The 25,791-nt window shown below is 41.7% G+C and carries 19 protein-coding genes; 11 read left to right on the top strand and 8 right to left on the bottom strand.

Translation table 11 applies throughout. The features are described from left to right. The first annotated feature begins 164 nt into the window (after positions 1-164). Positions 165-668 (top strand): 5-(carboxyamino)imidazole ribonucleotide mutase, encoded by a 504-nt coding sequence (gene purE, locus AC3IRX_RS03540; RefSeq protein WP_489211095.1) that lies wholly within the window; start codon positions 165-167, stop codon positions 666-668. Here the strand turns inward: purE and AC3IRX_RS03535 are convergent. The 3 genes from AC3IRX_RS03535 to tyrS all read right to left on the bottom strand — a co-directional run bounded on the left by AC3IRX_RS03535 (position 665) and on the right by tyrS (position 3,570). Beyond that, positions 665-1,495, bottom strand: a complete 831-nt coding sequence (locus AC3IRX_RS03535; RefSeq protein ID WP_489211094.1) for an alpha/beta hydrolase — start codon at positions 1,493-1,495, stop codon at positions 665-667. The two genes, purE and AC3IRX_RS03535, sit on opposite strands and share 4 nt — an antisense overlap. A gap of 11 nt (positions 1,496-1,506) precedes the next feature. Continuing rightward, a complete protein-coding gene (locus tag AC3IRX_RS03530; RefSeq protein ID WP_489211093.1) occupies positions 1,507-2,148 on the bottom strand; it encodes an alpha/beta hydrolase in 642 nt (213 codons plus the stop codon). A 126-nt stretch (positions 2,149-2,274) separates the two neighbouring features. Then, entirely contained in the window at positions 2,275-3,570 is a 1,296-nt protein-coding gene (gene tyrS, locus AC3IRX_RS03525; RefSeq protein WP_489211092.1) for a tyrosine--tRNA ligase, read from the bottom strand. Between the two features lie 250 nt (positions 3,571-3,820). Here tyrS and AC3IRX_RS03520 point away from each other — a divergent pair, with 250 nt between their 5' ends. The 3 genes from AC3IRX_RS03520 to AC3IRX_RS03510 all read left to right on the top strand — a co-directional run bounded on the left by AC3IRX_RS03520 (position 3,821) and on the right by AC3IRX_RS03510 (position 6,221). Further along, a complete protein-coding gene (locus tag AC3IRX_RS03520) occupies positions 3,821-4,363 on the top strand; it encodes an RNA polymerase sigma factor (RefSeq protein ID WP_489211091.1) in 543 nt (180 codons plus the stop codon). Between the two features lie 28 nt (positions 4,364-4,391). Next, the gene (gene lipA / locus AC3IRX_RS03515; RefSeq protein WP_459083673.1) at positions 4,392-5,264 is read left to right on the top strand and encodes a lipoyl synthase; all 873 of its coding nucleotides are present in this window, start codon (positions 4,392-4,394) and stop codon (positions 5,262-5,264) included. A gap of 108 nt (positions 5,265-5,372) precedes the next feature. After that, positions 5,373-6,221 carry a dienelactone hydrolase family protein gene (locus AC3IRX_RS03510; RefSeq protein ID WP_489211090.1) on the top strand — a complete coding sequence of 283 codons (849 nt, stop codon included), beginning with the start codon at positions 5,373-5,375 and terminating at the stop codon, positions 6,219-6,221. Positions 6,222-6,307: 86 nt separating this feature from the next. Here AC3IRX_RS03510 and AC3IRX_RS03505 read toward each other — a convergent pair whose 3' ends face one another. Continuing rightward, the gene (locus AC3IRX_RS03505) at positions 6,308-6,784 is read right to left on the bottom strand and encodes a Dps family protein (RefSeq protein WP_489211089.1); all 477 of its coding nucleotides are present in this window, start codon (positions 6,782-6,784) and stop codon (positions 6,308-6,310) included. Positions 6,785-7,043: 259 nt separating this feature from the next. On the opposite strand from AC3IRX_RS03505, the gene AC3IRX_RS03500 reads away from it, so the two are divergent. Next, positions 7,044-8,309, top strand: a complete 1,266-nt coding sequence (locus AC3IRX_RS03500; RefSeq protein ID WP_489211088.1) for a nicotinamide-nucleotide amidohydrolase family protein — start codon at positions 7,044-7,046, stop codon at positions 8,307-8,309. A 93-nt stretch (positions 8,310-8,402) separates the two neighbouring features. Next, complete coding sequence (locus tag AC3IRX_RS03495) at positions 8,403-10,484, top strand: M13 family metallopeptidase (protein WP_489211087.1); 2,082 nt, start codon at positions 8,403-8,405, stop codon at positions 10,482-10,484. A gap of 164 nt (positions 10,485-10,648) precedes the next feature. On the opposite strand, the gene AC3IRX_RS03490 is transcribed toward AC3IRX_RS03495, so the two are convergent. The 3 genes from AC3IRX_RS03490 to ligA all read right to left on the bottom strand — a co-directional run bounded on the left by AC3IRX_RS03490 (position 10,649) and on the right by ligA (position 15,741). Beyond that, positions 10,649-11,323 carry a YceI family protein gene (locus tag AC3IRX_RS03490; protein WP_489211086.1) on the bottom strand — a complete coding sequence of 225 codons (675 nt, stop codon included), beginning with the start codon at positions 11,321-11,323 and terminating at the stop codon, positions 10,649-10,651. Between the two features lie 159 nt (positions 11,324-11,482). Then, positions 11,483-13,624, bottom strand: a complete 2,142-nt coding sequence (locus tag AC3IRX_RS03485) for a S46 family peptidase (RefSeq protein ID WP_489211085.1) — start codon at positions 13,622-13,624, stop codon at positions 11,483-11,485. A 95-nt stretch (positions 13,625-13,719) separates the two neighbouring features. Continuing rightward, entirely contained in the window at positions 13,720-15,741 is a 2,022-nt protein-coding gene (gene ligA, locus AC3IRX_RS03480; RefSeq protein WP_489211084.1) for an NAD-dependent DNA ligase LigA, read from the bottom strand. A 438-nt stretch (positions 15,742-16,179) separates the two neighbouring features. Here ligA and AC3IRX_RS03475 point away from each other — a divergent pair, with 438 nt between their 5' ends. The 4 genes from AC3IRX_RS03475 to AC3IRX_RS03460 are packed head-to-tail and all read left to right on the top strand — an operon-like array spanning position 16,180 to position 22,963. Continuing rightward, on the top strand, positions 16,180-19,161 hold the full coding sequence (locus AC3IRX_RS03475; RefSeq protein ID WP_489211083.1) for a SusC/RagA family TonB-linked outer membrane protein: 2,982 nt from the start codon (positions 16,180-16,182) through the stop codon (positions 19,159-19,161). Positions 19,162-19,176: 15 nt separating this feature from the next. After that, the gene (locus tag AC3IRX_RS03470) at positions 19,177-20,631 is read left to right on the top strand and encodes a SusD/RagB family nutrient-binding outer membrane lipoprotein (protein WP_489211082.1); all 1,455 of its coding nucleotides are present in this window, start codon (positions 19,177-19,179) and stop codon (positions 20,629-20,631) included. 2 nt (positions 20,632-20,633) lie between these two features. After that, on the top strand, positions 20,634-21,380 hold the full coding sequence (locus AC3IRX_RS03465) for a glycerophosphodiester phosphodiesterase family protein (RefSeq protein WP_489211081.1): 747 nt from the start codon (positions 20,634-20,636) through the stop codon (positions 21,378-21,380). Continuing rightward, on the top strand, positions 21,377-22,963 hold the full coding sequence (locus tag AC3IRX_RS03460; RefSeq protein WP_489211080.1) for a calcineurin-like phosphoesterase C-terminal domain-containing protein: 1,587 nt from the start codon (positions 21,377-21,379) through the stop codon (positions 22,961-22,963). The genes AC3IRX_RS03465 and AC3IRX_RS03460 overlap by 4 nt, the downstream gene beginning before the upstream one ends. 120 nt (positions 22,964-23,083) lie before the next feature. Here AC3IRX_RS03460 and AC3IRX_RS03455 read toward each other — a convergent pair whose 3' ends face one another. Next, complete coding sequence (locus AC3IRX_RS03455; RefSeq protein WP_489211079.1) at positions 23,084-23,659, bottom strand: YdeI/OmpD-associated family protein; 576 nt, start codon at positions 23,657-23,659, stop codon at positions 23,084-23,086. 270 nt (positions 23,660-23,929) lie between these two features. Between AC3IRX_RS03455 and AC3IRX_RS03450 the strand changes: the two genes are divergently transcribed. Further along, positions 23,930-25,750, top strand: coding sequence for a hypothetical protein (locus AC3IRX_RS03450; RefSeq protein ID WP_489211078.1), 1,821 nt, complete (start codon positions 23,930-23,932; stop codon positions 25,748-25,750). Positions 25,751-25,791 lie beyond the last annotated feature (41 nt).

Here is a 25,791-nt window from a genome sequence, read left to right as displayed (position 1 = left end):
AGAATTTAACGAATTAGAGATTCTTTCAAATTTAGTTAAGAATTATGAAGAGATCCATTATCCCTTGATAAAGGGGGAATGAATAACGCTCTAGTGACTTATGCATTTTGTGACTTCGGTTCGGTTTATTTTTTCATTATCTTTGCTCTAAACAAAATAGATACATGGTAGGAATCATCATGGGTTCGCAGAGCGATCTTAGAATTATGCAAGGTGCAGCAGACATATTAAAGACCCTTGAGGTCCCATATGAGTTGACAGTTGTATCGGCGCATCGAACTCCTAAAAGGATGTTTGATTATGCATCAAGAGCCAAAGAAAGAGGCCTTCGTGTGATTATTGCGGGCGCAGGAGGCGCTGCCCATTTGCCAGGTATGGTGGCTAGTGAAACCACATTGCCCGTAATTGGGGTGCCTATTCATTCAAGCAATTCGATTGACGGGTGGGATTCCATCCTTTCCATTCTTCAAATGCCAGCTGGAATTCCAGTAGCGACCGTCGGATTGGACGGTGCGGTGAATGCGGGTCTTTTAGCTGCGAAAATCATCGGAAGTTTTGATGAGGCTGTTTCTGTTCGTCTAGCCGAGTATCAAAAAGGACTAGAAACCAAAGTACTTGGTACTGTGGAGGCACTTAAAGAGCAGCACCCGAACGGGTACGATCTTTAGTGTAACCATTTATAGGCTCCAGGAAACTCACGATTCCAGTACGCTTCGTTGTGTTTTCCGTCTGGGTGAACTTTGTAATAAATGTTTTTCTTTTTTACTCCTTTCTCTTTCAGTAAAGCAATCACCTTCGAGGTGTCTTTTCCCATGTCAAAGGATTCTTTTTCGCCTTCAATGAAATAGTATCGCTGTTTCTTGAGTGAGCGATCGGATTCTTTTATATAGGTCATTAAAGGTTCACGATTGAACCAAAATGCAGAACTAAAAGCGATGATGTTTCCAAAAGTATTTGGGTATTTCACGCCGCCGTAAACCGATATTAGTGCACCTAAAGAACTTCCGCCAAGAGTGGTGTTCTTCCGTGAACCTTTGGTACGGTAATGAGAATCAATATAGGGTTTTAAAGTCTCCACGACAAAAGCTAGGTATTCATTTCCGCTTCCTCCTGCTTTGTACTCTTCGTTTTTAAAAGGAGAGAGTTCATCCATACGTTTTTCTCCTCCGTTGTCAATCCCTACTACAATACTCTCAGTATATCCTTCTTTCGAAAGGCTATTAAGAGTCTCGTCAATTCCCCATTCCCCTGCATACGATGTGGCCTTGTCAAAAAGGTTTTGTCCGTCGTGTAAGTATAGTACTGGAAACTTTTTATTAGTTGTTGTATACGAAGGAGGCAAGTAGATCCAAATTCTCCTTTCTCGATTTAATTGAGGGATTTCAAAATTCTCCGAGAGAATATGAACATTTTTTTCTCTAGTTGAAGTGGGCTGCTCTTGCGCTGTAGCAGTGCCAAGCATTCCAACAGCCATGAGAAAGGGTAAAAATTTCATCTTTTTTCGATTTAAGATTTGAAAAACTCCATTAAATCCATGTAGTTCTTTTGGTTCACGCCATGGCCACTTACATATTCACGGAAGGTGAAATAGCATCCAAAATCGTACAGCATTTCTGCGCCTTTTGAGCCCCATTCTAAAGGGATTGTGACATCGTCAGTTCCGTGAGATACGAAGAAGCGAAGGTGTTCCAATCGCTTTTTTTCTTTTACTCTTTTACTCAGAAGTCTGTTTTCGGGATAAGCAGAAAGCAAAGCCACTTTTGAGAATTGCTCTGGATAGGTGAGGGAGAGGGCATAACTTAGTATTCCCCCTTGACTAAACCCACACAAATGAGATGGGGTCTTATTGTCAAGCTTATAGCGCTCTCGAATTTCTTTAATCGAGTTCATCACTGCATTAAGAGAGTTGGTTGCCTCAGGAACATCCACAAGACGTTCGAGATCCATGAAGTCAATCGAATACCATGCGTAGCCTTCAATGGGAGCGTTTAATGGAGCTCTGAAGCTCACTATAATCCAGTCCGAGGGTAAGTCAGGTGTAAATGCAAATAGGTCCTCCTCGTGGCTTCCATAGCCGTGGAGTAAAAATAATATGGGGGTAGAGGAAGTGATTGTTTCAGGTTCCCTTACTAAGTGATCTAATACCATATTTCAAAGATACCGATTTCTTTAAAAAGAGAGTGAATGAATTGTTCTCTCCCTTCGAATTTGACACAATAAAGCCGAATCATAAAGATTCGGCTAAGTTGATTATTCAGCTTTTAACAAAGCTATTTAGATTGCTTTAAGAATGAAGTAATTCTTTTTCCCTTTTTGTAGCAATAGGAATTTTCCATCAATTAAATCGCTTTCCTTGCATTGAAATTCGGCATCCACTTTCACTTTGTTGACCGAAATACTTTGTCCTTTTAGTTCTCTTTGTGCTTCGCTTTTGGATTTTAAAAACCCACTCAGCTCCGATAAAACATCGGTTAGATTACTTTCAAAAAGATCGGCCTTTGAAACTTCTTTTTGAGGAACTCCTTCAAAAACTTCTAAAAATGTTTCTTCTTCAAGTTCTACAAGGTCGGAAGCTGTAGATCGACCAAAAAGAATTTCAGAAGCTTTTAGAGCCTTTTCGTATTCTTCTTCTCCATGAACCCAGATAGTAACTTCTTTCGCAAGCGTCTTTTGGAGCTTTCTTTCGTGCGGAGCTTCTTTATGGGTTTCAATAAGGTCGTTAATTGTTTGCTGGTCTAAAAAAGTATAGAATTTAATAAACCTTTCGCTATCCTGATCGCTTGAATTTAACCAGAATTGGTAAAATTTATAAGGAGAGGTTCTCTTTCTGTCTAGCCAGTAATTTTCACCGCTTTCTGATTTTCCAAATTTAGTTCCGTCTGCTTTGGTAATGAGGGGAACTGTTAAAGCGAAGGCTTCTCCTTGCACTTTTCTACGGATAAGTTCTGATCCTGTTGTGATGTTTCCCCACTGGTCGGAACCGCCCATTTGTAGTTTTACATTCTTCTCTTTGTATAAATGTAGGAAATCATATCCTTGCAATAGTTGGTAGGTGAATTCAGTGAAACTCATTCCGTCAGCACCGTCTTGACCTGAAAAACGCTTTTTTACGGAGTCTTTCGCCATCATGTAATTAACCGTTAAATGCTTTCCGATGTCTTTTACGAAATCTAGAAAGGTAACCTCTTTCATCCAGTCGTAGTTGTTCACTAGTTCTGCACGATTCTCGCCTGAACCTTCGAAGTCTAGGAAACGAGAAAGCTGTCCTTTCAAACATTCTACATAGTGATTGAGGGTCGCTTCATCCAAAAGGTTTCTTTCAGAGGATTTCCCGGAAGGGTCACCAATCATACCTGTGGCTCCACCAACCAGTGCGATTGGCTTGTGGCCATGCTGCTGGAAATGAGCAAGAACTTTAATAGGAATAAGACTCCCAATGTGCAAAGAATCGGCCGTCGGGTCAAACCCTATATAGGCAGAGGTCATCTCTTTATTGAGTTGATCTTCGGTTCCTGGCATCATGTCGGCATATAGGCCGCGCCATTTTAGTTCTTCGATAAAAGGATTCATTATTCTAAATTTATAACGTGCAAAATTAGTAAATACTTCCTAGAGCGCCTAATTTAACGCAAGTTGCTTTTAGCCACCTTCCTTTAAAGGCCTAATTCTTTGCGTAGGAGTGAGTAACCCCCTTTTCTCCAGCTCAATTAAGTTTCTCATTCTTATTTTTAAGCGGAATTTTTGCTCGTTTCTTCATTTCTAAGGACTTGCTGCTGAAGGTTCGATTTACACTTTAATTTTTCGTAAATTTGTCTTTTAAATGACGAAATCAAAGCTCCTTTTGCTCATTCAAAAAGCGCGTGAAAAAGACCAAAAAGCGCAAACTCAACTCATTAATTTGTATTGGGTGGCGGTCTTCTCGTTTGTATTGAAGAAGGTAGGAGATAAGAACGATGCAGATGAAATCACCGTGAAGGTGTTCTCGAAAGTCTTAAGCAAACTCGATTATTTTGATCCGCAGTTTGAATTTAAAACTTGGGTTTTGACCATAGCGCAGAACACGACGATTGATTTTTGGAGAAGAAAGAGTCGGGAGACGAAAGACTTGCATACCGATTTAGAAGAAGTGCATAATGAATTTGCACAATCGCCCGAGGAACTTATGATTAGTCAAGAAGAGCAGTTGGAGATTCAACAGATTCTCTCTACGATGGATAAAAGCTATCAGCAAATTATAACGCTTCGGTTTTACGAGGAGAAGAGCATTAAAGAAATTGCCGAGGAATTAGGACTCTCGGTTTCGAATACAAAGGTTCGAATTATGCGAGCCAAAAAGGTCCTAGCGGAATTATTAAAGAAATAAAAAAGCAGGCGAAAGCGTGCAGACTATTATGGAAGAGCAATTAATGACCCCAAATACAACGATACAAAAACCGAAATGGATTCGGGTAAAACTCCCAACAGGTAAAAACTACCGGGAACTTAGATCCTTAGTCGATAAATACAAACTTAACACAATTTGCCAAAGTGGGAGCTGTCCCAATATGGGCGAATGTTGGGGAGAGGGGACGGCCACGTTCATGATCCTTGGAAATATTTGTACGCGTAGTTGTGGTTTTTGTGGCGTTAAGACCGGGAAGCCACTCGATGTAAACTGGGATGAACCTGAAAAAGTAGCCCGTTCCATTAAGCTTATGAAAATTAAGCATGCGGTTCTTACGTCTGTAGACCGCGATGACTTGAAAGACATGGGATCCATTCTATGGGCAGAAACCGTGAATGCGGTGAGAAGAATTTCCCCTGGAACCACGATGGAGACTTTAATTCCAGACTTTCAAGGAGTGCATAAACATATCGATCGCATGCTTGAGGTTGCACCGGAGGTGATTTCCCATAACATGGAAACTGTAAAACGATTAACAAGAGAAGTACGAATTCAAGCGAAGTACGAACGTAGCCTTGATGTCCTTCGTTATTTGAAAGACTCAGGTCAAAGAAGAACCAAGACGGGTCTAATGCTAGGACTTGGAGAAGAGAAAGACGAGGTATTAAGAACGATTGAAGACATTCGCGAAGCGAAAGTAGATGTAATTACAATCGGGCAGTACTTGCAACCGAGCAAGAACCATTTGCCAGTGAAGCGATTTGTAAGTCCTGAAGAATTTGAGGAGTACAGAGAATTTGCTTTAGGGTTAGGATTCCGACACGTGGAGAGCTCACCTCTGGTCAGAAGTTCTTACCACGCAGAAAGACATTTGTTGTAAAATTTTTAAATAATTAAATGAAGTGAAGCGACCTTTTGGGTCGCTTTCTTTTTTTTAGAGGTTCTAGAAATAATTTTTAACTTTAAGCTCACCAAAAAAGAAAACAATATGAAATTAACATTCTTGAGCGCCCTTGCGTTTGCAAGCATTGCGCTCGTGTCCTGTCAGAAAAAGACGGATTCTAAAGTATTGGAATCAGAAGTGAGTGCAGATTCTGCTGCGGTCCAGCCTGCGGGTCTTACTACGAAAGTCCTTGAGTACGACGCTAATGGAATTAGTCACAAGGGCTACGTTTCCTACGATTCCACTCGTGAAGGTTCGCTCCCAATCGTACTGGTAATTCCAGAATGGTGGGGCTTAAACGATTATGTGAAAGGCAGGGCCGACCAATTAGCGGGTCTAGGTTATTACGCAGTGGCCGTAGATTATTACGGAAATGGAAAGGCCGTTGAAACGCCTGAAGAGGCGCAAAAGGAAGCTACTGTGTTCTATCAAGATCCCTCGAAAGGACAGGCTATTTTTGAGGCGTTGAAAGCCACTTTGGCGAAAGATTCTAAGGCAGATGGAAGCAAAATAGCTGTGATGGGTTACTGTTTTGGAGGAGCGCAAGCGCTCAATTTGGGTCGCCAAAACGAAGAGTTAAAAGGAGTGGTGAGTTTCCATGGAAATCTACAAACCGGTGTCAAGCCCACAAATTCAAAAGTGAAATACCTGGTGCTGAATGGAGAAGCGGATACCTTTGTGCCGGCAGAAGAAATCGCAGCCTATAAGAAAGAAATGGATTCAGCGGAGATTGATTATAAATTCGTGAACTACCCAGGAGCAGTGCACGCCTTTACAAATCCCGCTTCCACAGAAGTAGGGAAGAAGTTTAATATGAACATAGCCTACAATAAGGAGGCAGATGAGAAATCTTGGGAAGAAATGAAAGCCTTTTTCTCTTCCATTTTCCAATAAAAAAAGAAAGATTTTTAGTGCAATTAAATTAGGCCAGCATCAAAATTGAAGCTGGCCTAATTACTTAAGTAAAATGAAATAATGATTTATTCTCTAAAGTACTGACGTAGTTTCCACGCCATCGTCTCGTGATCTGTCATAAGGCCCGTTAAAAAGTCGGCAGTTCCTGCATCCCCATATTTGGTATCGGCACTGTCAACATATTTACGTAGGGCTTTTACAATTTTCTCATGATCTCCCACAAGCTCTTTTAGCATCTCTTGATTCGTTGGAATTTTGCCTGGTGTTTCCTTAATCTGAGAATTTGCAATAAACTCGCTCATTGTACCGTCTGCAATTCCTCCAAGGGTGCTAATGCGTTCTGCAACTTGATCAATTGCGACTTCTAATGCGGTATATTGCGCTTCAAAGAGCTCATGCAATTCTAAGAAATCGGGACCGTTTAAGTTCCAATGGAATTTTCTTAATTTAATATATAGAACGTTCCCGTCCGCAAGAACTTTGTTAAGAAGTCCGTGTAATGATTTTAAATTTTTGGCTGAAATGCCTAAGTCTACTTTCATAATTCTGTATTTGTTAGACAAAGGTAGAAAGGTTATCTGGCTATAGCCTTATAAAATTTAGCATGATGTTTATAGAGTTTTATTTGTGGGTGAGTAGAAATTAGAATTTGTTTTAGAATCCAACTGTTCGGAAAATCCGAACAGTTGCGCTAGGTTGGAGCCTGAAATTAATTTTAATTCTAAAAGTAATTTTAGAGGGAAGCTTAATTTAATGGATTTTAGCGACTGATTTCTCACACAAAATTCCGACCTTTCCTTAATGAAAGCAGTGATCATTGCCGTGGGTGGAGAAATTCTTTCCGGCGACACCCTAGATACCAATTCGAATTTTATTGCCAAGGAATTGAAAAAGATTGGAATAGCACTGGAAGCTATTCTTACAGTGAAGGACGAACTTACAGCTATTGTATCGGCATTAGGTCGAGCCTTTGAAATTGCTGATCTCGTTTTAACCACAGGTGGATTAGGTCCGACCAAGGACGATCAAACGCTTTTGGCGTTTGGAAATTATTTCGGAGTCAGTGCTTCGATTGATCCTGCAACCTATGAGCATTTGAAGTCTATTCTTGAAAAGAGAAACAGGCCTTACCTTCTCGATTTGAATAAGAACCAAGCTCTTGTACTAGAAGGCGCAAAAGTCTTTCAGAACGAACATGGAACAGCTCCCTGTCAAATGATGGAGAAAGCGGGAAAGATTGCGATTTGTATGCCTGGCGTTCCTTACGAAGTGAAACCCTTGGTGAAGGATCAGATTATACGCTATCTATCCTCTCGATTTTCCTTACCTTTTTTAGTAACAAGGACTGTTTCGGTTTCCGGCATTCCAGAAAGCGAGTTATCAGATCTTATCGAAGAGTGGGAGCTTTCACTGGCAAAGCACTTGAGTCTTTCCTACCTACCGGTGGAAGGTCGAATCAAATTGCAATTGAGTGGATCCGGCACCAATCTAGAATTGTTGAAAAAGCAACTTGCCGATACGTTTGAACCTATCCGACCTCTTTTAGAGCCCTATGTGTTTTCATGGTATGGAAGTGAAATTGAGGCCGTTCTTTACACTTTACTCCAGAAAGAGAACTTGACTTTAAGTGTAGCGGAGAGCTGCACTGGAGGGTCAATTTCTAGTTGCCTAGTAAGTATTCCAGGAATATCCGCGAATTATCTTGGGGGAATCGTTCCGTACGATACAAATCAGAAAGTGAAACAATTGGGAGTTAGCGCAAAGACAATCGAGGAGTTCGGTGTGGTTTCTTCTGAAGTCGCAATGGAAATGAGTTTGCGCTGTCAAAAACTCTTCGGGAGTGATGTATCGATTGCCACAACAGGGGCTGCAGGGCCCTCATCAGATGCCTACGATACGCCGGTTGGTGAAGTCTTTTATTCGATCCGCGTCCACAACATTGAAGTGACAAGACGACTCTACTTACCTCATTTGGAACGCAAGGATTTTATGAATTTTGTTACTTTACGAGCGCTTCACGAACTCGCTGAAATCCTAGTAAAACGACGATTGGACTGGCTATCTTAACGCCAAAAACTTTAACATTTATCAAATAATTTAACTAAATTGTAACGTTTAATTCTTACTTACAACCTATATACTATTAAATCAAAGTTATACATGAAAAAAGTCACTATTGGTTTGCTTGCTTTTTCAGGAATGGTTTTACTCAATTCTTGTGCTACAAAAGCTCCTGCAGCCGACACCCAAACTGAGGCGAGTGCATCCGCCAAATCCGATGCAGAGGAACATGGAATCAACCTTGAGTACATGGATACTTCGGTAAAACCTACCGAGGATTTCTTTACGTATGTGAACGGAAATTGGTACAAGAACACGGAGATTCCTTCGGACAAAGTATCTTGGGGTTCGTTCAACGAACTTAGAGACGAAACGGACAATGCTTCACTTGAAATTTTAAACAAAATCCTAACCGATTCTTTTGCAAAAGGATCTGAAGGTCAAAAAATTCAAGCTCTTTACGCTAGCTTTATCGATTGGGATACCCGTAACTCACTCGGTCTTTCTCCAATCAAAGCAGATCTTGCAAAAATTGATGCAATTTCAAATTTAAAGCAGTTCCAGTCTTATTTAAATGAAGCCACCAAAACGGGAGACAATCCTTTCTACGGATGGAGAGTCGGAGCGGATCTTAAAAACTCTGTAATGAATGCAGTGTACTTAGGGGGTCCAGCCTTAGGCCTTGGAAAAGATTATTACCAAAAGAAAAGTGAAGCGAATACAGCCACTCTTGTAAAATATACAGAGTTTGCAGGAAAACTTTTTGAAACGCTAGGATCGAAGAATCCAACTAAATCAGCTTCTGAAGTGGTCGCTTTTGAAAACCAATTGGCAAACTACTTACTTACGAATGAAGAGGGTAGAGATGCAAACTTACGTTACAATCCAAAGACCAATGCAGAGCTTAAGAGCTTAGTGAAGAATGTAGATCTACCTACTTATTTAAAAACAGTAGGCGTAAATACTGACCGCGTGATCGTGGGTGAACTTGAGTATTACCAAAATATGGACAAGTTCATCACAGAGAAAAACCTACCTCTATTAAAAGAGTACATGAAAATGCACTTACTAAGAGGAAACATGGGGAACCTAGATCAAAAGATGGACGATCTTAATTTTGATTTCTACTCAAAATATCTTCAAGGCCAGAAAGAACAAAGACCGATGGAAAAAAGAGGTCTTTCTCTAATCAACGGAATTTTAGGAGAAGCCTTCGGAAAATTATATGTAGAAAAGTACTTCCCTGCAGAAGCGAAATCTCAAATGGTTACGTATGTGGATTACATCCGCAAAGCATTTGATAAGAGAATTGGAGACTTAGATTGGATGAGCGCGGATACGAAAGTGAAAGCAAAAGAAAAACTCTCTAAATTCACGGTTAAAATTGCGTATCCAGACAACTGGAAAGACTATTCTAAACTTCAAATGGCTTCGCCAAAAGACGGCGGATCTCTTTATGGAAACCTTCTTAATTTATCGAAGTGGAATTACGACAAAAACCTAGCGAAGGTTGGAAAAGCGGTAGACAAAACAGAATGGGGAATGTCTCCTCAAACTGTGAATGCATACTACAGTTCATCTAACAATGAGATCGTATTCCCAGCGGCCATCCTTCAACCTCCATTCTTTAATTTCAAAGCAGATCCTGCTGTGAATTTTGGTGGAATCGGTGCCGTAATCGGACACGAGATTTCTCACGGATTTGATGACGGTGGATCTAGATTTGACGGAGACGGAAACCTTAAGAACTGGTGGACGGAATCAGATCGTACGAATTTTGATAAGAAAGTAGGGGAACTAGCGGCTCAGTACGATGAATACGAACCTGTAAAAGGAAGTTTCGTGAACGGTAAATTCACCAGTGGAGAGAATATCGGGGATTTAGGTGGCGTTTCTGTAGCTTACGAAGCTTTACAGATGTACCTAAAAGACCATGGCAATCCAGGAAAAATCAGTGGATTCACACAAGATCAACGTTTCTTTATGAGTTGGGCTACGGTTTGGAGAACCAAATCTACGGATCAATACATGCAGAATCAAGTAAAAACAGATCCACACTCTCCAGGTTACTATAGAGCGTTTGCCCCTCTACTTAACGTAGATGCATTCCATAAAGCTTTTGATACAAAACCAGGAGACAATTTATACAAAGCACCAGAAGATCGTATACGTATCTGGTAAGCGATAGAGTCGGCTAAAGCTTTCTTAAGCTTTGAACAGACAAAAGTAAAGGACCCTTGCACTTCGCGAGGGTCCTTTTTCTTGTGACAATAGCATGAATAAGAGCCAAAAAAAACCGTCCTAATTCGTAAATTAGGACGGTTAGTAGGTTTTTTTTGCGACGATTATTTCGTAGCTACTACGTTTAGATCTAGATCTACTTCTTGAGAAATCATCCAATCTTTTGGATCTCCTTCGGTTCCGTAAGTAAGACCCCAATCTTGACGGTTGATCGTGAATTTAGAAGTTAAAGAAACTGCGTTATCTTTCACGTCTACTTTCGCTGGGAAGCTAACGTTCACTGTTTTTCCTTTGATTGTAAGGTTTCCGCTAATAAGTTTGTTGGCTCCTTCTACTTTGCTCACTGTTTCTGCGGGTAAAGCTTCTACTTTCGTAATGTCAAAAGTAACACTTGGGTATTTTTCAATGTCGAAGAAATCGGCACTCTTTAAGTGGTTGTCAAGATCCACAGAAGTTTTTCCGTCTGTAATGCTTGAGTCAACTGCTTTTGGATCTGTTGTTAAAGTTCCCATTTCTGCTACTAAGTTTCCAGAAATAAGTTCTCCGTCTTGTACAGATAGAGTTCCAGTAGTTTCCGTAGTTCCAAATCTTGGGTTAAGACCACCTGTGTGGTACGCCGTCCAGTTTACTTCACTGCTGTCAGCCGCTACTGCGTAGATGTCTTCAGCGTGTGCTGCTACCGTTTGCTCTTCACTAGTGGTCGCAAGGTCTGCTTTCGATTCTTTACAAGATGCAAGGGCTAGAACAGATACTAGCGCAACAAGGGATAATTTTTTCATTTTGATAAATTGTTTATTATTTTGAGTGCAAATGTACCGATTACGAAGGACCAGCAAATTGACCTATGATAAGAAAGTCTGTCTTAAAGGAAAATAAAATGAAAAATGCCCTTTGAACAAATCGTTCAAAGGGCATTTCGTTATAAAGTCTTTCTAGGACTATTTTACAATTTTCATTTCGTTGATTAGCCATTTGGCATCCGCGTACTTGTCTACAATAAAGAGAATGTACTTAGCATCGACCATAATGTTTCTACTAAAACGAGGATCGTAATTGATGTCACTCATGGTACCTTCCCACTGACGATCGAAATTAAGACCAATTAGGTTTCCGTCTGCATCTAGGGTTGGACTACCTGAGTTACCTCCGGTGGTATGGTTGGTCGCTGTGAAGTTTACAGGGACATCTCCATTCGCATTCGCATAGGGTCCGTAGTTCTTGTCGTTATAAAGCGAGATTAGTTTTTCCGGCACATCAAATTCATAATCTCCTGGAATGTATTTTTCCATCACTCCAGAAAGATGAGTTTGGTATCCGTAGTAAAGTGCGTCTTTTGGATTTGAACCGGCTACTTTTCCGTAGGTAACACGAAGGGTAGAGTTCGCGTCTGGGAAGAATTTACGGTCTTTGTCCGTGGCCATTTGCTGCGCCATGTACGTTTTTTGAAGCGCATCAATCTCGTCTTGGTACTTCGCGTATTGGTTCTGTGTCGTTTTTCCGTAGGTGTCTCTAAGGGTTGCAAAGAGTTTTACCATCGGGTCTTTCTCAAGGGCCGTCGCAAGCGCTTTAGGATCGGAAAGAACTTTCTCAAGATCGGTGTAGGCGGTTGCGCCGTTCAGAGAGGCTCTACCGCTCACGATGGAGTTCTTAGAAAAAGACTCAATCGTAGCTAAATTGCTGGCTTCATCCTTGAACGCTGCAAATCCAGAAGGTAAGAATTTAGCATCCATTTTGTTTGCGTACAGGGCAAGCACTTTTGCTGTTACTTTTGCATCCAGCTCAGCATCGTAATTCTTGTACGTGTTGGTTAGTCTATTGGCGAAATTAGCTTTGGTTTGCGCATTCAACTTTCCACTTTCTGCTAAAGCTAAGTATTGAAGATAGCTACTGGCTAGGCTTAAAGTCTCAGAGTTACGAATGACTTCGCTATAGTACGCGCGGTTAAGTGCGTAAGGCGCTTGTTCCGTGTAAAGAACATTGAATCGATCAATCGTAGTTTTGATCGCAGGGTTTTTTGCAATAAGCGTTTGTTCGTACGCCTGTTTTTTCCCTACTGCATTGGATTTGGTTAATCCTTCGACCTCACCGCTCCATTTTTTCCAGTAATTCGCTACGCTCGCAAATTTCGAAGCATACTTGATCTTCGTTGCTTGGTCAGCGCGCATTTGAGCATCTAAGGTTTTGATTGCAACGTCTCTTACTGCAATCATGGCCGGATCAATTTCCGTTCTGATTTTTTCGACTGCGATGGAAGGAAGATACTCCGTCGTACGCCCTGGGAATCCAAATACGAACGTGAAGTCTCCTTCTTTTTTATCCTTTAGTGAAATAGGAAGGAAATGCTTTGGTACAAAAGGAACGTTGTCCTCGCTGTATTCTGCAGGCTCATTGTTCTTATTGGCGTAAATTCTAAAGAGTGAAAAGTCTCCCGTATGTCTTGGGAAAACCCAGTTGTCTGTGTCGGATCCAAATTTTCCAATAGAACTTGGAGGTGCTCCTACGAGACGAATGTCTCTATAGGTATCAATAATATACGCGTAGTATTTGTTTCCGTAATACGCGGCTCTCACCAAAACTTTCTGGTAAGGCTTTATTTTAAAAGAATTTTCAACGGTCTTTGCATTTTTGGCAAGTAAGGCTTCTAAAGCTTTCCCTTCTAGTTTTTCTGTGCCTTTAAGCACCTCGCTAGTCACTTCCTTAATGTCGTTAATGAAGTCTACGGTCACCCCAGGGTTAGAGAGTTCTTCCCCCATGTTTCCGGCCCAAAATCCATCTGCTAAATAATCGTGCTCTACGCTAGAATGCTTTTGAATCTGTCCGTATCCACAGTGGTGGTTGGTGAGTAAAAGTCCTTGCGGAGAAATAATTTCTGCCGTACAGCCTCCGTTAAACTGCACTACGGCATCTTTAATAGAGGGTTTGTTTGGGTCGAAAATATCTTTTGCACTGATTTTCATGCCCATTTCTTTCATTTCTTGCTCGTTGATTTCGGTGGGGATCCACATGCCCCCGTACTGCTGGGCAAATGCCATCGCTGCCGGAATCAAAAGGGCAGAGAGAATAAAATTACGTTTGATCATAATGGTGATTTATTTTATATAATTGAAAGGCTAAAACTACTAAAATTTAGCGAGATGTGAAAAAAAAGAGGCCTCTAAATTGAGGTTTAAACGGCCTAAGAAGTAGCACTTTCACTAGGTTCAATTAAATCTAAAAACTGCTGCTCGTCTAAAATTTGAACCGTTTTTAAATCCATTGCTTTTTTTAGTTTGCTTCCCGCTTTCTCACCGACGATCAAATAGTTTAGTTTACTTGACACGGACGAAACATTTTTGCCTCCATGGTCCTCAACCATTTTTTCTGCTTGTTCTCTCGAGAATAAGGAGAGTTTGCCTGTGAATAGAAACGACTGATCTTTAAGTGCGCTACTAAGCTGGGATTTTTCTTCACCCGTGCTCTCAAGCTGAACTCCATAGAGTTTAAGTCGCTCAAGGATGAGTTGGTTCTCTGGGTTCTCAAAATAGGCTACTAAACTTTGCACAATCTTTTCTCCAATGTCGGCCACTTGCAAAAGATCCTCTGTAGAGGCCTCTTTTAAAGCATCGATAGAAGGGAATTCTTTTACCAATTTCTTGGCCACGGTTTCTCCCACGTGTTTGATTCCTAGTCCAAAGAGTACCTTTTCAAAGGGAGCCGTCTTGGATTTTTCAATAGCCTCTAAAATATTTTGAGCGGATTTCTCTGCCATTCTTTCGAGCGGAAGAATCATTTCCTTTGTAAGGACATAAAAATCGGCTGGGTTTTCGATAAGCTTGGCGGTGTAGAGCTGCTCAATGGTTTCGCTTCCTAAATTTTCTATGTCGAGCGCCTTTCTTGAAACATAATGAATCATTTTCCCTACCACTTGAGGGGGACAGTGTAGCTCATTTGGACAGTAATGAATGGCTTGATCCTCTATTTTCTCGAGCGGTGTGCCGCATTCAGGACAGTGCGAGATGTACCGGATGGGCTGACTGTCTGCAGGTCGCTTATCCAGATTGATCCCTACAATCTTGGGTATGATTTCTCCACCTTTTTCGACAAAAACAAAGTCGTTCTCGTGAAGATCCAGTTTTCGAATAATGTCTTCGTTGTGAAGGGAGGCTCTTTTGACAACCGTTCCGTTTAATAGGACGGGAGCTAAATTAGCCACGGGCGTAACCGCGCCTGTACGACCTACTTGGTAAGTCACTTTTTCTAATTTCGTTTCCTGTGCAGTCGATGGAAATTTGTAGGCAATGGCCCAACGCGGAGACTTGGCCGTGAAGCCTAGTTCTTGTTGCTGCAAAAGACTATTTATCTTAATGACAATCCCGTCGATTTCAAAAGGGAGATTGTCCTTTTCTTCTTGCCAATAGGAAATGAAGGCCCAAACCTCCTCAAGGGTTTTGCATGTTTTGGTATGAGATGAGGTTTTAAAGCCCCAAGAATTCGCTTTTTCTAAAAGTTCTGAGTGACTCTCTGCGATTGGATCTGTAGCAACAATCTGATACATTAAAGCCGAGAGTCTACGCCTACGCACCTCCGAGCTGTCTTGCAACTTTAAACTTCCCGAGGCTGAGTTTCTTGGGTTCATAAAGGGATCTAGACCTTCCTCTACGCGTTGGGAATTAATCCGGGCAAATTGGTCTTTGCTAAGAAAGATTTCTCCCCGTATGTAGAAGCGCTCTGGATACTCCCCTCGCAAAGAGAGGGGGATGTCCGATATGGTTTTTACATTCGCTGTGATTTCATCTCCTTGAAAACCATCCCCACGAGTGGTTGCAGATTTTAATTTTCCATTCTCATAATAGAGAGAAATTGAGGCTCCGTCGTATTTTAGTTCTGCCACAAATTCTAATGGCTCCTCAAGGGTTTTGCTAGCTCGCTTTGCCCAATCCTCTAAATCCTTCTCGTTATAAGAGTTGTCCAGAGAATACATTCGATATTCATGGCTCACAGTCGGAAACGATTTGTTGATGCTTCCTCCCACACGATGGGTAGGGGAAGAGGGATCGTCAAACTCAGGGTACTGAAGCTCTAAAGACTGCAGCGTTTTTAATTTTTGATCAAACTCAAAATCCGAGATTCGAGGCGAATCCAAGATATAGTAATTATAATTGTACTCGTGTAGTTCTTTTCTTAGAGACTCGATTGTGGCTTTAATGGAATCGGACATGGTTTTGATCGAAGAGGGTTAAAATCCTTGTATACGCTATTCTTAAACTTAGGTTCTTTTGGACTTGCCAAAAGATTGTTTTTGGGGCCGCTTGGCCCGATGCAATATTACTGATTTTCGTTCAGATTCCCTTTTGTCCTCTTCGCTTTTTTTAGAAGGTTCTACTAGAAGGTCTTTCTTTTAAAGAACGCCTTTTTTCTAGGATTAATTAACCATCTTCTGTATACCATGTATTGCATAAGAAAATTAGAAGACATAAACGAAGATTTAGGGTATTAACTTTTGTTAACGCTTCTAGGGGTCGGCCTTTCAAGCGCTTAGGGTACGACGAAACATTGGGTTCATTTTCACGTGATAAATTGTTAAAAAAACGTTAAGGGCGAGGTAACACCCATGTGGAGCAAGGCCGCTACTTTTGCCACTTAATAAATATGTACAGTGAAAAGACAAATTGTAACTCTACTAATCCTCGCACTAAGCGGTTCGATTTCTGTGGAAATTGCTGCCCAAAGCCGAGTCGATACAGTGAAAGAAAAACAAATCGAAGAAGTGGTTGTCACCGCTCTTGGGATTAAAAGACAAGACAAGTCTCTTGGATATGTGGCGGAAACCGTCGGATCTGAGACCTTCGAAGAAACCCAGAACAACAACTGGGCACAGTCCATGGAAGGGAAAGTAGCCGGTTTGAAAATTCAAACTACTGGAGCTGGACCTTTGGGATCTTCTCGTATCACGCTTCGTGGGGAGAAGTCCATGAGTATGGACAATAACTACGCGCTTATTGTAGTGGATGGAATTCCTCTTAGTGATGGACCGAGAGTGAATTCCGGATCGGGAACCTCTGCTTACGGTGCCGGTTCTGGAGGCGACCTTCCAATTGATTTTGGGAACGGACTCAATTCCATTAACCCAGACGATATTGAAAGTGTAACCGTTCTAAAAGGAGCCTCAGCAGCTGCACTTTATGGATCGCGCGCTGCGAATGGTGCTTTAATGATTACCACGAAATCCGGAAAAGGAAAGAATGGGAAAATCAGAGTGACCCTGAATTCAAGCGCTTCGTTTGATACCGTTCTAAAATGGCCGGATTTCCAACACGAATACGGACAAGGAACCCTTGCAAAGGATAAAAACGGAAATTTCTATTATTCCTACGGGGCGTCTCCAGACGGAGTTAGCACAGGAGGAACTTCCAGTGCCTTTGGACCTAAGTTTGACGGACAGATGTATTACCAGTATGATCCTACTGTCGAGGGACAAAGTCTTTCTCCTCAACTGTGGAGACCGTATAAAAACAACGTAAAAGATTTCTGGGAAACTGGATCTACTTATTCTAATAGCATCTCCATTGAGAACTCCAATGAGAAGACAAGCTATAGAACTTCCCTTACGTATTTATCGAACGAGTGGATGATGCCGAACACAGGTTTTGACCGGTTCAATTTTGCAGGATCCTTTTCCCATAAGCTGAACGATCGCTTAAAAATAAGCACCAAGCTTTCTTTTAACAGAACCAAAAGTGACAATTTACCTGCCACGGGGTATAACAACCAATCGATCTCTTACTTCATGATCTTCCAAAATCCAAACGTGGATTTAGCTTGGTACAAGCCCGTATGGAAGAAAGGGCAAGAAAATCTAGATCAGATTCACCCATTCTCCTCTTATATAGACAACCCGTATCTAATCGCTTACCACATGCTAAACGGAGTGGACAAGCGCTCCATTGGTGCGAATGTAAGTTTAGACTATCAACTAAATGATCAGTTTAGCTTTATGCTACGTTCGGGAGTGGATTATTTGAATGAAGAAAGAACCACACAAAGACCTTACAGCAGTGCAAACTACCGCCAAGGATTCTACCGTGAACAACTGATCACGAACCAAGAATACAATACGGACGCCCTTGTTACCTACAAGAATCAGTTCGGTAAACTAGATGTGTCTGCTTCCGTGGGAGGAAGTATTCGTTACAACGAATATTTGATGAACGATTACCGCGCAGAGGGACTAAAGGTAGCAGGAGATTACAGTTTATCCAATGCTATTACGCTGAACACAAGACTTCCAAAGCCTTATGATGAGCGCGTAAACAGTGTCTATGGACTCTTAACTCTAGGGTACGATCAGAAAGTATTCGTGGACGTAACCGGAAGAAATGACTGGAGTTCTACTCTAATTAAGTCGAACCGTTCTTTCTTTTACCCTTCTGTAAGTACGAGTTTTATCCTTTCTGATATCTTTAATTTTCGAAGTTCTGGGTTTAATTTCTGGAAACTTCGCGCCTCTTGGGCGAAGGTGGGAATCGACGGATCTCCTTACCAGCTGACTAAGTATTACAACGTAGGTGATTTTCCGGGAAGTATTCATACGCCAAGTGTGTATCCGAATCCTAACTTGAAGCCAGAGAACAATACAAACATTGAAGCGGGGATGGATTTTGGTTTCTTCAAAAACCGTTTGAACTATAGTGTTACCCTCTACGAAAACTTAACAGACAATCAAATCCTTTCGATTCCTGCACTTTATGAATCAGGGTATTCTCACCGAATCATTAACGGAGGGAAAATTCGCAACAGAGGTGTGGAAATGAGCCTCGATGCAACGCTAATTCGTAACAAGAATTTCACTTGGAATGTGAATGCGAACTGGTCTTTAAACCGAAACGAAATCCTTTCGCTTCCTCCTGAATTTAATGGAGAGCCGTACACGATGTCCACTGTGGCAGGAGTACTTTACTTTAATGCCGTTGTAGGAGGATCGCTAGGAGATTTCTACGGGTATAAACTTATGAGAACGCCAGATGGGCAAGTAATTTATGGGGAGAATGGACTTCCCGCAAGACCTGCTACCATAGAGAAAGTAGCCAACGCGTTTCCAGAGTGGAGAGCTGGACTTCAAAATGAGTTCAAATACAAAAACTTTAGCCTAAGTTTCTCTTTTGATGGACAGTTAGGTGGAAATGCTTACTCTCAAACGCACCACAAGATGTCTGAGCAAGGAAAACTGATGCATACCCTGAAAGGCCGTGAGGCAGCAGATGGGATGATCATTGGAGAAGGAGTCGTGCAAAATGCAGACGGTTCTTTTAGCCCAAATACGAAGAAAGTAACGCTTAATTCTTACTATGGGGATTACTACCGTCGTGCGAACATCGAGACCAACACGTTTGATACTTCGTTTATCAAACTCCGGGACGCTCGAATCTCGTACTCGCTTCCTAAAACGCTCACTGAGCCGATGGGAGTGGAGAATTTAACCCTCGCTCTTTTTGGTAAAAATCTATGGATGTGGACCGATTTCCCAATGTTTGATCCGGAAGTAGCGGCGCTTGACAACAGCACCATTACTCCAGGGGTTGAAATTGGACAGCTTCCTTCTTCAAGAACCGTAGGCATTCAGTTGAATGTAAAATTCTAAAGCATTAATACAACAATGAAAAATACAGCAATCAAATTAAGTTTCGTTCTTCTCTCTTTCGCTTTCTTAAGCAGCTGCGATAGAAACATGGACGAGATTAATACCGACACTAGTAAAATTATTAACCCAACGGCGGGAAGTTTTCTAGCGCCACTCCAATACGAAATGGCCTCTTACGGGTACAATCGTGCGGATGACTTTACCTTCCAACTTATGCAAGTAGCGCTTCCTTTTCCAAACGAAGGAAATACGCCAAGTCGCTATTATTTTACAGAAAACTCTGGAGGTGGGTATTGGAACACAAGTTACAAATGGCTTAAGCAGGCAAAAGAGATGGAATCTTTTGCAGCAGCTGAAAACAATGTGAACTATGTAGCCATTGCCAAGGTGCTTCAGGCATGGATGTATTCCAACCTAACGGATACCTTTGGAGATGTTCCTTTTACGGAAGCACTTAGTTTAGAAGAAGGAATCATGACCCCTAAGTTTGATTCTCAGAAAGACATTTATGTCGCTTTGTTAGACGATTTGAAAGAGGCCAACCTTCTTTTTGATACGAGCAAATCTCTAGGTGAACTCGATTTGTTCTACCATGGAGAGCAGTCTGCAGCAGGCGTACTGAAATGGAAGAAATTCGGAAACTCGCTTTCTATTCGTCTTTTAAATAGAATTCAAAAAAGAAACGGGGAACTTAATGTGAATGAGCGTATTCGTACGATTGTAAACAATCCGGCAGACTATCCACTCTTTGAATCGAATGACGATTCTGCAGCGATGTTACTTTCTGGAGTATCTCCTTTTATGCCTCCGATTCCAAGACCGCAAGACTTTACTTCGTACCGTGCAGCAGGAGAGTTTTTCGTGGAGACCTTAGAGAAAAATGGAGACCCAAGACTTTCTCAGTTTTTCACATCGGCTAGAAAGCTTAGTGATAACACAGTGATCGGATTTAAAGGAGCTCCCTCGGGTTATGCGCCAGGCACTACCTTAGACTATCAACCGTCTAATATGAATCAGAATCTAGCCAAAGCTCCTTTGAAAGTGCTTGTGTATCCTTACAGTGAACTTCAGTTCACCCTAAGTGAACTTGCCCTTAAGAACATTATTTCAGGAGATGCGAAAGCCTATTATGAAAAAGGAGTAAGTTCTGCAGTGCAGCAGTGGGATTCCACTCTTCCAGCGGGATATTTTGACAATCCTGTAGTAGCTTATAACGGAACTTTAGAGCAGATTATGACGCAGAAATACATCGCACTTTTCTTTGTCGATCATCAGCAGTGGTTTGAGCACCGTAGAACGGGGTTCCCAACACTACCGAACAACGGAGGTCTATTAAACGGAGGCAAGATGCCCCAGCGTTTAATGTACCCAACCAATCCAAAAGTGATGAACCCGGCAAACTATCAGGCGGCCGTTCAAAGCATGGGCGGAGACGATATTAACACCTTAATGTGGTGGAACAAGCCGTAAACATGAAAAAATACCTATTTAGCTTTCTTCTGATGGCCGGCTGGTGCCAAGCGCAAACAGGAATTGTAGCGCACCGCGGTCATTGGAAAGCAAGCGAAACCTCGCAGAATTCAATCGCCTCGCTTAAAGCGGCTCAGTCGCTAAAGGTGTACGGATCTGAATTTGATGTCCAAAGAACTTTGGACGGAGTGCTTGTCATTAACCATGATGCAGATATTCAGGGTCATGAAATTTCAAAAACTCTGTACAAAGACCTTAAGAATCTCAAGTTAAGCAATGGGGAAAAGCTTCCTACATTAACTCAGTATCTGAAAGTAGGGAAGAAGGATCCTAAGGTTAGACTTGTGATTGAAATCAAACCGACCGCAGATTCTATGCTAGAGAAAATCGTAGCTCAAGAGGTTCTCGCGGAGGTAAAGAAAGTAGGAGTGGCCGCGCAAAGCGAGTACATCTCTTTCTCTCTTGGCATTTGCAAAGCTCTGAAGGAACTAGACCCTTCTGTTGAGGTTCAGTATTTAAAAGGAGATCTTTCTCCTAAGGCACTAAAAGAAGAAGGGATTGATGGTTTTGACTATCCGTACGCGGTGCTTTTAGCCAATCCTACTTGGGTGGCTGAGGCTAAAGCTTTAGGGCTTAGCACCAATTCCTGGACGGTGAACTCCCTTTCTGTCTTTGCCCAATTAAAATCCATGGGAATTGATCTTGTCACAAGTGACATTCCTGAACAATTAATTTTATCAAACCAATGAAAACAAGTTTTATTTTACCCCTGCTGTTTCTAGGCACCGCAGTGATCGCACAGAGTTCCGTTTCGGGATACGTGTTTGAGGATGCCAATGGAAACGAGTTGAAAGACCGCAAAGAAAAAGGGATTGAAGGCGTTTCCGTTTCCAACGGGCAGCACGTAAGTGTAACCGATGCGACGGGTCGTTATTCCCTTCCGCTTACCGGCGACAATACCCTTTTTGTAATTAAACCTTCAGGGTTTCAAACCAAAGTAGGAAAGGATCAACTTCCTAAATTTTACTACCATTTCAAACCAGAGGGTTCCCCGACAAACTTCAAGTATGCGGGTGTGGCTCCCACCGGAAAACTTCCAAAATCAGTTGATTTTCCGCTTTATAAAGCAGAGGAGGAGAATGAGTTTACCGTTTTAGTTTTTGGAGATCCTCAGCCTTACAATCTGAAAGAAGTAGATTACTTCAGAAGAGGAATTATTGAGGAGGTGAAAGGAGCGAAAAAGAATGCTCGTTTTGGGATTACTTTAGGAGACCTCGTAGGGGATGACTTATCTCTTCACCAGCCTTATATTGCTGCCGTTCAGGAACTCGAACTGCCTTGGTACAATGTCATGGGGAACCACGATATGAATTACGAGGCGACGGACGATACAAAGGCTGACGAGACTTTTGAGAAGAATTTTGGTCCTGCCAATTATGCCTTCAACTACGCAAATGCCCATTTTGTTATTTTAGACAACATTCTTTATCCGGATCCAAGAGACCAAAAAGGCTACTGGGGAGGACTGAGAGAAGAGCAATTGCAGTTTTTTGAAAACGATCTAAAACACGTGGATCCTAGTACTCTGATTGTGGTTTCTTACCACATTCAAATGCAAGCGGAGAGAGCAGGAGACGATCATTTTAGACTAACCGACAGAGAAAGAATCTTTAAAGCTTTGAAACCCTTCAAAAATGTACTTCTAATGTCTGCTCACACCCACAAACAAACTCAGATTTACTACGGTAAGGAAGAGGGCTGGGATGGAGAAGGAATGCTTCATGAGATTAACATGGGTACGACCTCAGGGGATTGGTATTCTGGAACGGTAGACTCAAAAGGAGTTCCTATGTCAATCATGAGAGACGGAACGTACCGTGGGTATTCTTACCTCACCATTAAAGACAATAAATACGAAGTTCAATACAAGGCGGCAGGGCATCCTGAATCTTTCCTCATTAAACTTCATGCCCCGAAAGTGGTTACGCAAACCAGAAGTTCGGCAAGATTCTACGCTAATTTCTTTACAGGATCAGCTTCGGATAAGGTAGAATATAGCATTGACGGAGGCGAGTGGAAACCTATGAACTTTACGAAAGAAATAGACCCTTCCTTTATGCTCACTACTTTTAAGTGGGATGAAAGATCTGAACTTGAAGAGGGAAGAAGACCTTCCAATCCAGAACCTTCCAACCACCTTTGGAGCATTGGAGTTCCAAAAGGCTTAAATGTAGGTACTCATAGTTTTGAAGTGAGAGCGACGGACCGTTATGGGAAAACCGCAACTGAGAAAACCACCTTTAAGGTAGAAGCAATAAAGCTAGTGCCTTAATCTATCAATTTTCTAATTTTCGGCCTTCAGAATGCATTGGTGTTCTGGAGGCTTTTTTGTGTCAAAAGGTTTATCGAACCGGGTAAATGGCTAGGAGTTTTAGGTCAGGAAGAGTAAAACTTAAGTAAATTGTTTTGGTTTCTTCAATTGTCCTGCATGCTGGGCAATTTCGTCTATGCGATTTTGTCGAGTTTCCGCTCGCCTTGCTAAAACAATCCATTGCAACATGCTTTTTCTAGCGGACTTGCTTAGACTTAGGAAGTAATCCTTTGAACCTTTGTGTAGGCTGAAGGCCTCGTCTAAGTCCTCGGGTATGATTAGTTCTTCCACTTCGTCTAAAAGGGTCCAAGAACCGTTTTGTTTTGCGATTTCGATGGACTCAAAACCGGCCTTTGTCATGTGTCCGCTCTCAATGAGCTGGTGAACTTTTTCTTTGTTGATCTTTGACCACGTGCTTTTGGGTTTTCGTCGGCTGAAAAACTGGTGGGAAGTTTCGGGGTCTATCTTCATTTTTTTGCTGTCAATCCAACCAAAGCAAAGGGCCACCTCGACGGATTCTCTCCAAGTGATTGACTTTTTCTCTGAGAATTTGGAGTGGAAAACAAGCCATACCGATGATTTTGAAAGATGATTTTTGGATAACCATTCTCTCCATTCTGCAGGGTTTTTCGCGTAAAATACTTCGGTTTCGTTCATGTATATAGGACTCTCGGTCGCGAGAATTGCTTCTTTTTACGACCGCATTTATCTTGAAAAGGTACATAAATATCGTTGAAAGTTGTAAAAAAATCTTGTAGAGATCAGGTGAGCCCCTAATCTGACGAAATTTTTAGGCGCATAATCTGCCTCTTCTCTCCGGGAAGCAGATCACATGATAAATGTTATGTTCCCCATACAATTTAAGAAAGGAGAATCAAGTATCTTTATCCGTTCGAAACTAATTTAAAAAAAAATTAATTATACTTTATGACAGCGATTTCAAAGACACATCATTTTCACATTCCCGTTATGGGCCTTGCTTTTACCATTGACAGTCCACTACGTGTGGCTCAGTTCGGAATTGATTCTGTAATCTCGATTATGGATGATGATTTAATCGAAAAAGTTCGCGGGTTCTACAGCGATAAATTCAAGCAGCCTTACGAGTCAATTTCGACTAAAATAGAAGACTATAGAGCAAAGCGAATTACGTCCTATTTGAATTTTTTGGATGAAAATATCACAAAGAAATTTGAAAAGTTTAAAGAAGATTTAGCCTCCAATCAAAAAGAGCTAGAAGTCTTCTTGCAAACCCTTCCAAGCAGCTCGATTCTAAAATCAAAACTGGACGAAAAAATCAGTGAAAAAAAGCAGGATTTCAAGGAGCTAAAAGAAATCCTAAACAAATACTTGTGCCCTGGTTCCATCGATGTGAATATCATGACCAAGGTGGACAAAGACAATTTTAAAGATTCTCAGCCTTTGAGTGGAGAATATAACGATGCGCATGCCGCTCTTCGAGGCTTTGCACTGAGTACCACGCGCAGTTCTGTGATTTTTTCCGCAGGAATGAATCCACGTCTCTACAGTTATATGGAGAATTTTGACGTTTTTTATCCAAGCTTGGATGGAAGTTTTCACAAGAAGATTGTCCTTAAAGTGAGTGATTTTCGCTCCGCTATGGTGCAAGGGCAATTCTTAGCCAAAAAAGGTCTTTGGGTTTCTGAATACCGCATTGAATCGGGACTTAATTGTGGAGGGCACGCCTTTGCCACGCAAGGACTTCTCATGGGGCCTATTCTTGAAGAATTTAGATCAAAGAAGGAAGAACTTGAAAAGACTGCCTTTGCTCTTTTGGCCGCTGCCTTAGAGCAAAAAGGGAAAACCGTGCCTACAGTCTTGCCGACACTTTCCATTACGGTACAAGGCGGTGTTGGAACTGGTACTGAGCATGCGTTTTTACGAGATCATTACAAGGTCGATAGTGTGGGATGGGGATCTCCTTTTCTTTTAGTTCCCGAGGCCACTTCCGTAGACTCGGAAACGCGCGAACTTCTTGCAAGAGCAAAAGAAGAAGATTTGTACTTAAGTGATATTTCTCCTTTAGGGGTTCCATTCAATACGATTCGAGGCACGAGCAATGAGTATTTTAAAAACAAAAGAATTCAGGAGAACAAAGCGGGAAGCTCTTGCCCTAAAAAATACTTAGCCCTAAGCAAGGCCTATGAAGAAGCAGAGGGGATTTGCACGGCCTCTAAAAAATACCAAGACCGGCGACTTCAGGAATTGGAGGAGAAAAAAGCGCAATTAGACGCGAGGGAGTACCAAGAGGAAAGAGAAAGCATTACTGAGAAAGCCTGCCTCTGTGTAGGGTTATCGAGTTCTGCACAGCTAGAATTAGGGATTCCGGTCAAAGGCCAAAAGCAAGGGGTTGTGGTTTGTCCTGGACCGAACATTGCTTACTTTTCAAAAGAAGTAAGCCTAAATGAAATGATGCGTCATATTTATGGCGGTCCTTCTGTGGAAAACCATGAAAACAGACCCCATGTTTTTATAAAAGAGCTTGACGAGTACTTAAAGTATTTCCGATCGGAGATCGAGAAAACGAAAGTAGTGAGTCCTGCTCTTGAAAAGAAGTGGAAAGCGTTCAAAGAAAACCTTCTTGGTGGAATTGAGTACTACAAAGCTTTGTTTGAAAAGACCTCTTATTTCTCTTCCCTTAAAGAGAAACTCTTTGTGGAATTAGAACAGAGTAAAGCGCAGATCGAATCGCTCAGTTTCCATAAAACGCCTGCAGTAGAATCTTAGAAGAAAAACTTCTAGAAACATAAAAATCCTAATTTTTAACC

The sequence above is a fragment of the Epilithonimonas sp. KH_059 genome (assembly GCF_057838485.1).
Note: the sequence above shows the minus strand (reverse complement) of the source record. Positions and strands in the feature narration are given on the sequence as shown.

Bases quoted from the DNA above. Each gene is read 5' to 3' on its own strand.
- purE (WP_489211095.1), top strand. From the start codon at position 165: ATGGTAGGAATCATCATGGGTTCGCAGAGCGATCTTAGAATTATGCAA.
- AC3IRX_RS03535 (WP_489211094.1), bottom strand. From the start codon at position 1,495: ATGAAATTTTTACCCTTTCTCATGGCTGTTGGAATGCTTGGCACTGCT.
- AC3IRX_RS03530 (WP_489211093.1), bottom strand. From the start codon at position 2,148: ATGGTATTAGATCACTTAGTAAGGGAACCTGAAACAATCACTTCCTCT.
- tyrS (WP_489211092.1), bottom strand. From the start codon at position 3,570: ATGAATCCTTTTATCGAAGAACTAAAATGGCGCGGCCTATATGCCGAC.
- AC3IRX_RS03520 (WP_489211091.1), top strand. From the start codon at position 3,821: ATGACGAAATCAAAGCTCCTTTTGCTCATTCAAAAAGCGCGTGAAAAA.
- lipA (WP_459083673.1), top strand. From the start codon at position 4,392: ATGGAAGAGCAATTAATGACCCCAAATACAACGATACAAAAACCGAAA.
- AC3IRX_RS03510 (WP_489211090.1), top strand. From the start codon at position 5,373: ATGAAATTAACATTCTTGAGCGCCCTTGCGTTTGCAAGCATTGCGCTC.
- AC3IRX_RS03505 (WP_489211089.1), bottom strand. From the start codon at position 6,784: ATGAAAGTAGACTTAGGCATTTCAGCCAAAAATTTAAAATCATTACAC.
- AC3IRX_RS03500 (WP_489211088.1), top strand. From the start codon at position 7,044: ATGAAAGCAGTGATCATTGCCGTGGGTGGAGAAATTCTTTCCGGCGAC.
- AC3IRX_RS03495 (WP_489211087.1), top strand. From the start codon at position 8,403: ATGAAAAAAGTCACTATTGGTTTGCTTGCTTTTTCAGGAATGGTTTTA.
- AC3IRX_RS03490 (WP_489211086.1), bottom strand. From the start codon at position 11,323: ATGAAAAAATTATCCCTTGTTGCGCTAGTATCTGTTCTAGCCCTTGCA.
- AC3IRX_RS03485 (WP_489211085.1), bottom strand. From the start codon at position 13,624: ATGATCAAACGTAATTTTATTCTCTCTGCCCTTTTGATTCCGGCAGCG.
- ligA (WP_489211084.1), bottom strand. From the start codon at position 15,741: ATGTCCGATTCCATTAAAGCCACAATCGAGTCTCTAAGAAAAGAACTA.
- AC3IRX_RS03470 (WP_489211082.1), top strand. From the start codon at position 19,177: ATGAAAAATACAGCAATCAAATTAAGTTTCGTTCTTCTCTCTTTCGCT.
- AC3IRX_RS03465 (WP_489211081.1), top strand. From the start codon at position 20,634: ATGAAAAAATACCTATTTAGCTTTCTTCTGATGGCCGGCTGGTGCCAA.
- AC3IRX_RS03460 (WP_489211080.1), top strand. From the start codon at position 21,377: ATGAAAACAAGTTTTATTTTACCCCTGCTGTTTCTAGGCACCGCAGTG.
- AC3IRX_RS03455 (WP_489211079.1), bottom strand. From the start codon at position 23,659: ATGAACGAAACCGAAGTATTTTACGCGAAAAACCCTGCAGAATGGAGA.
- AC3IRX_RS03450 (WP_489211078.1), top strand. From the start codon at position 23,930: ATGACAGCGATTTCAAAGACACATCATTTTCACATTCCCGTTATGGGC.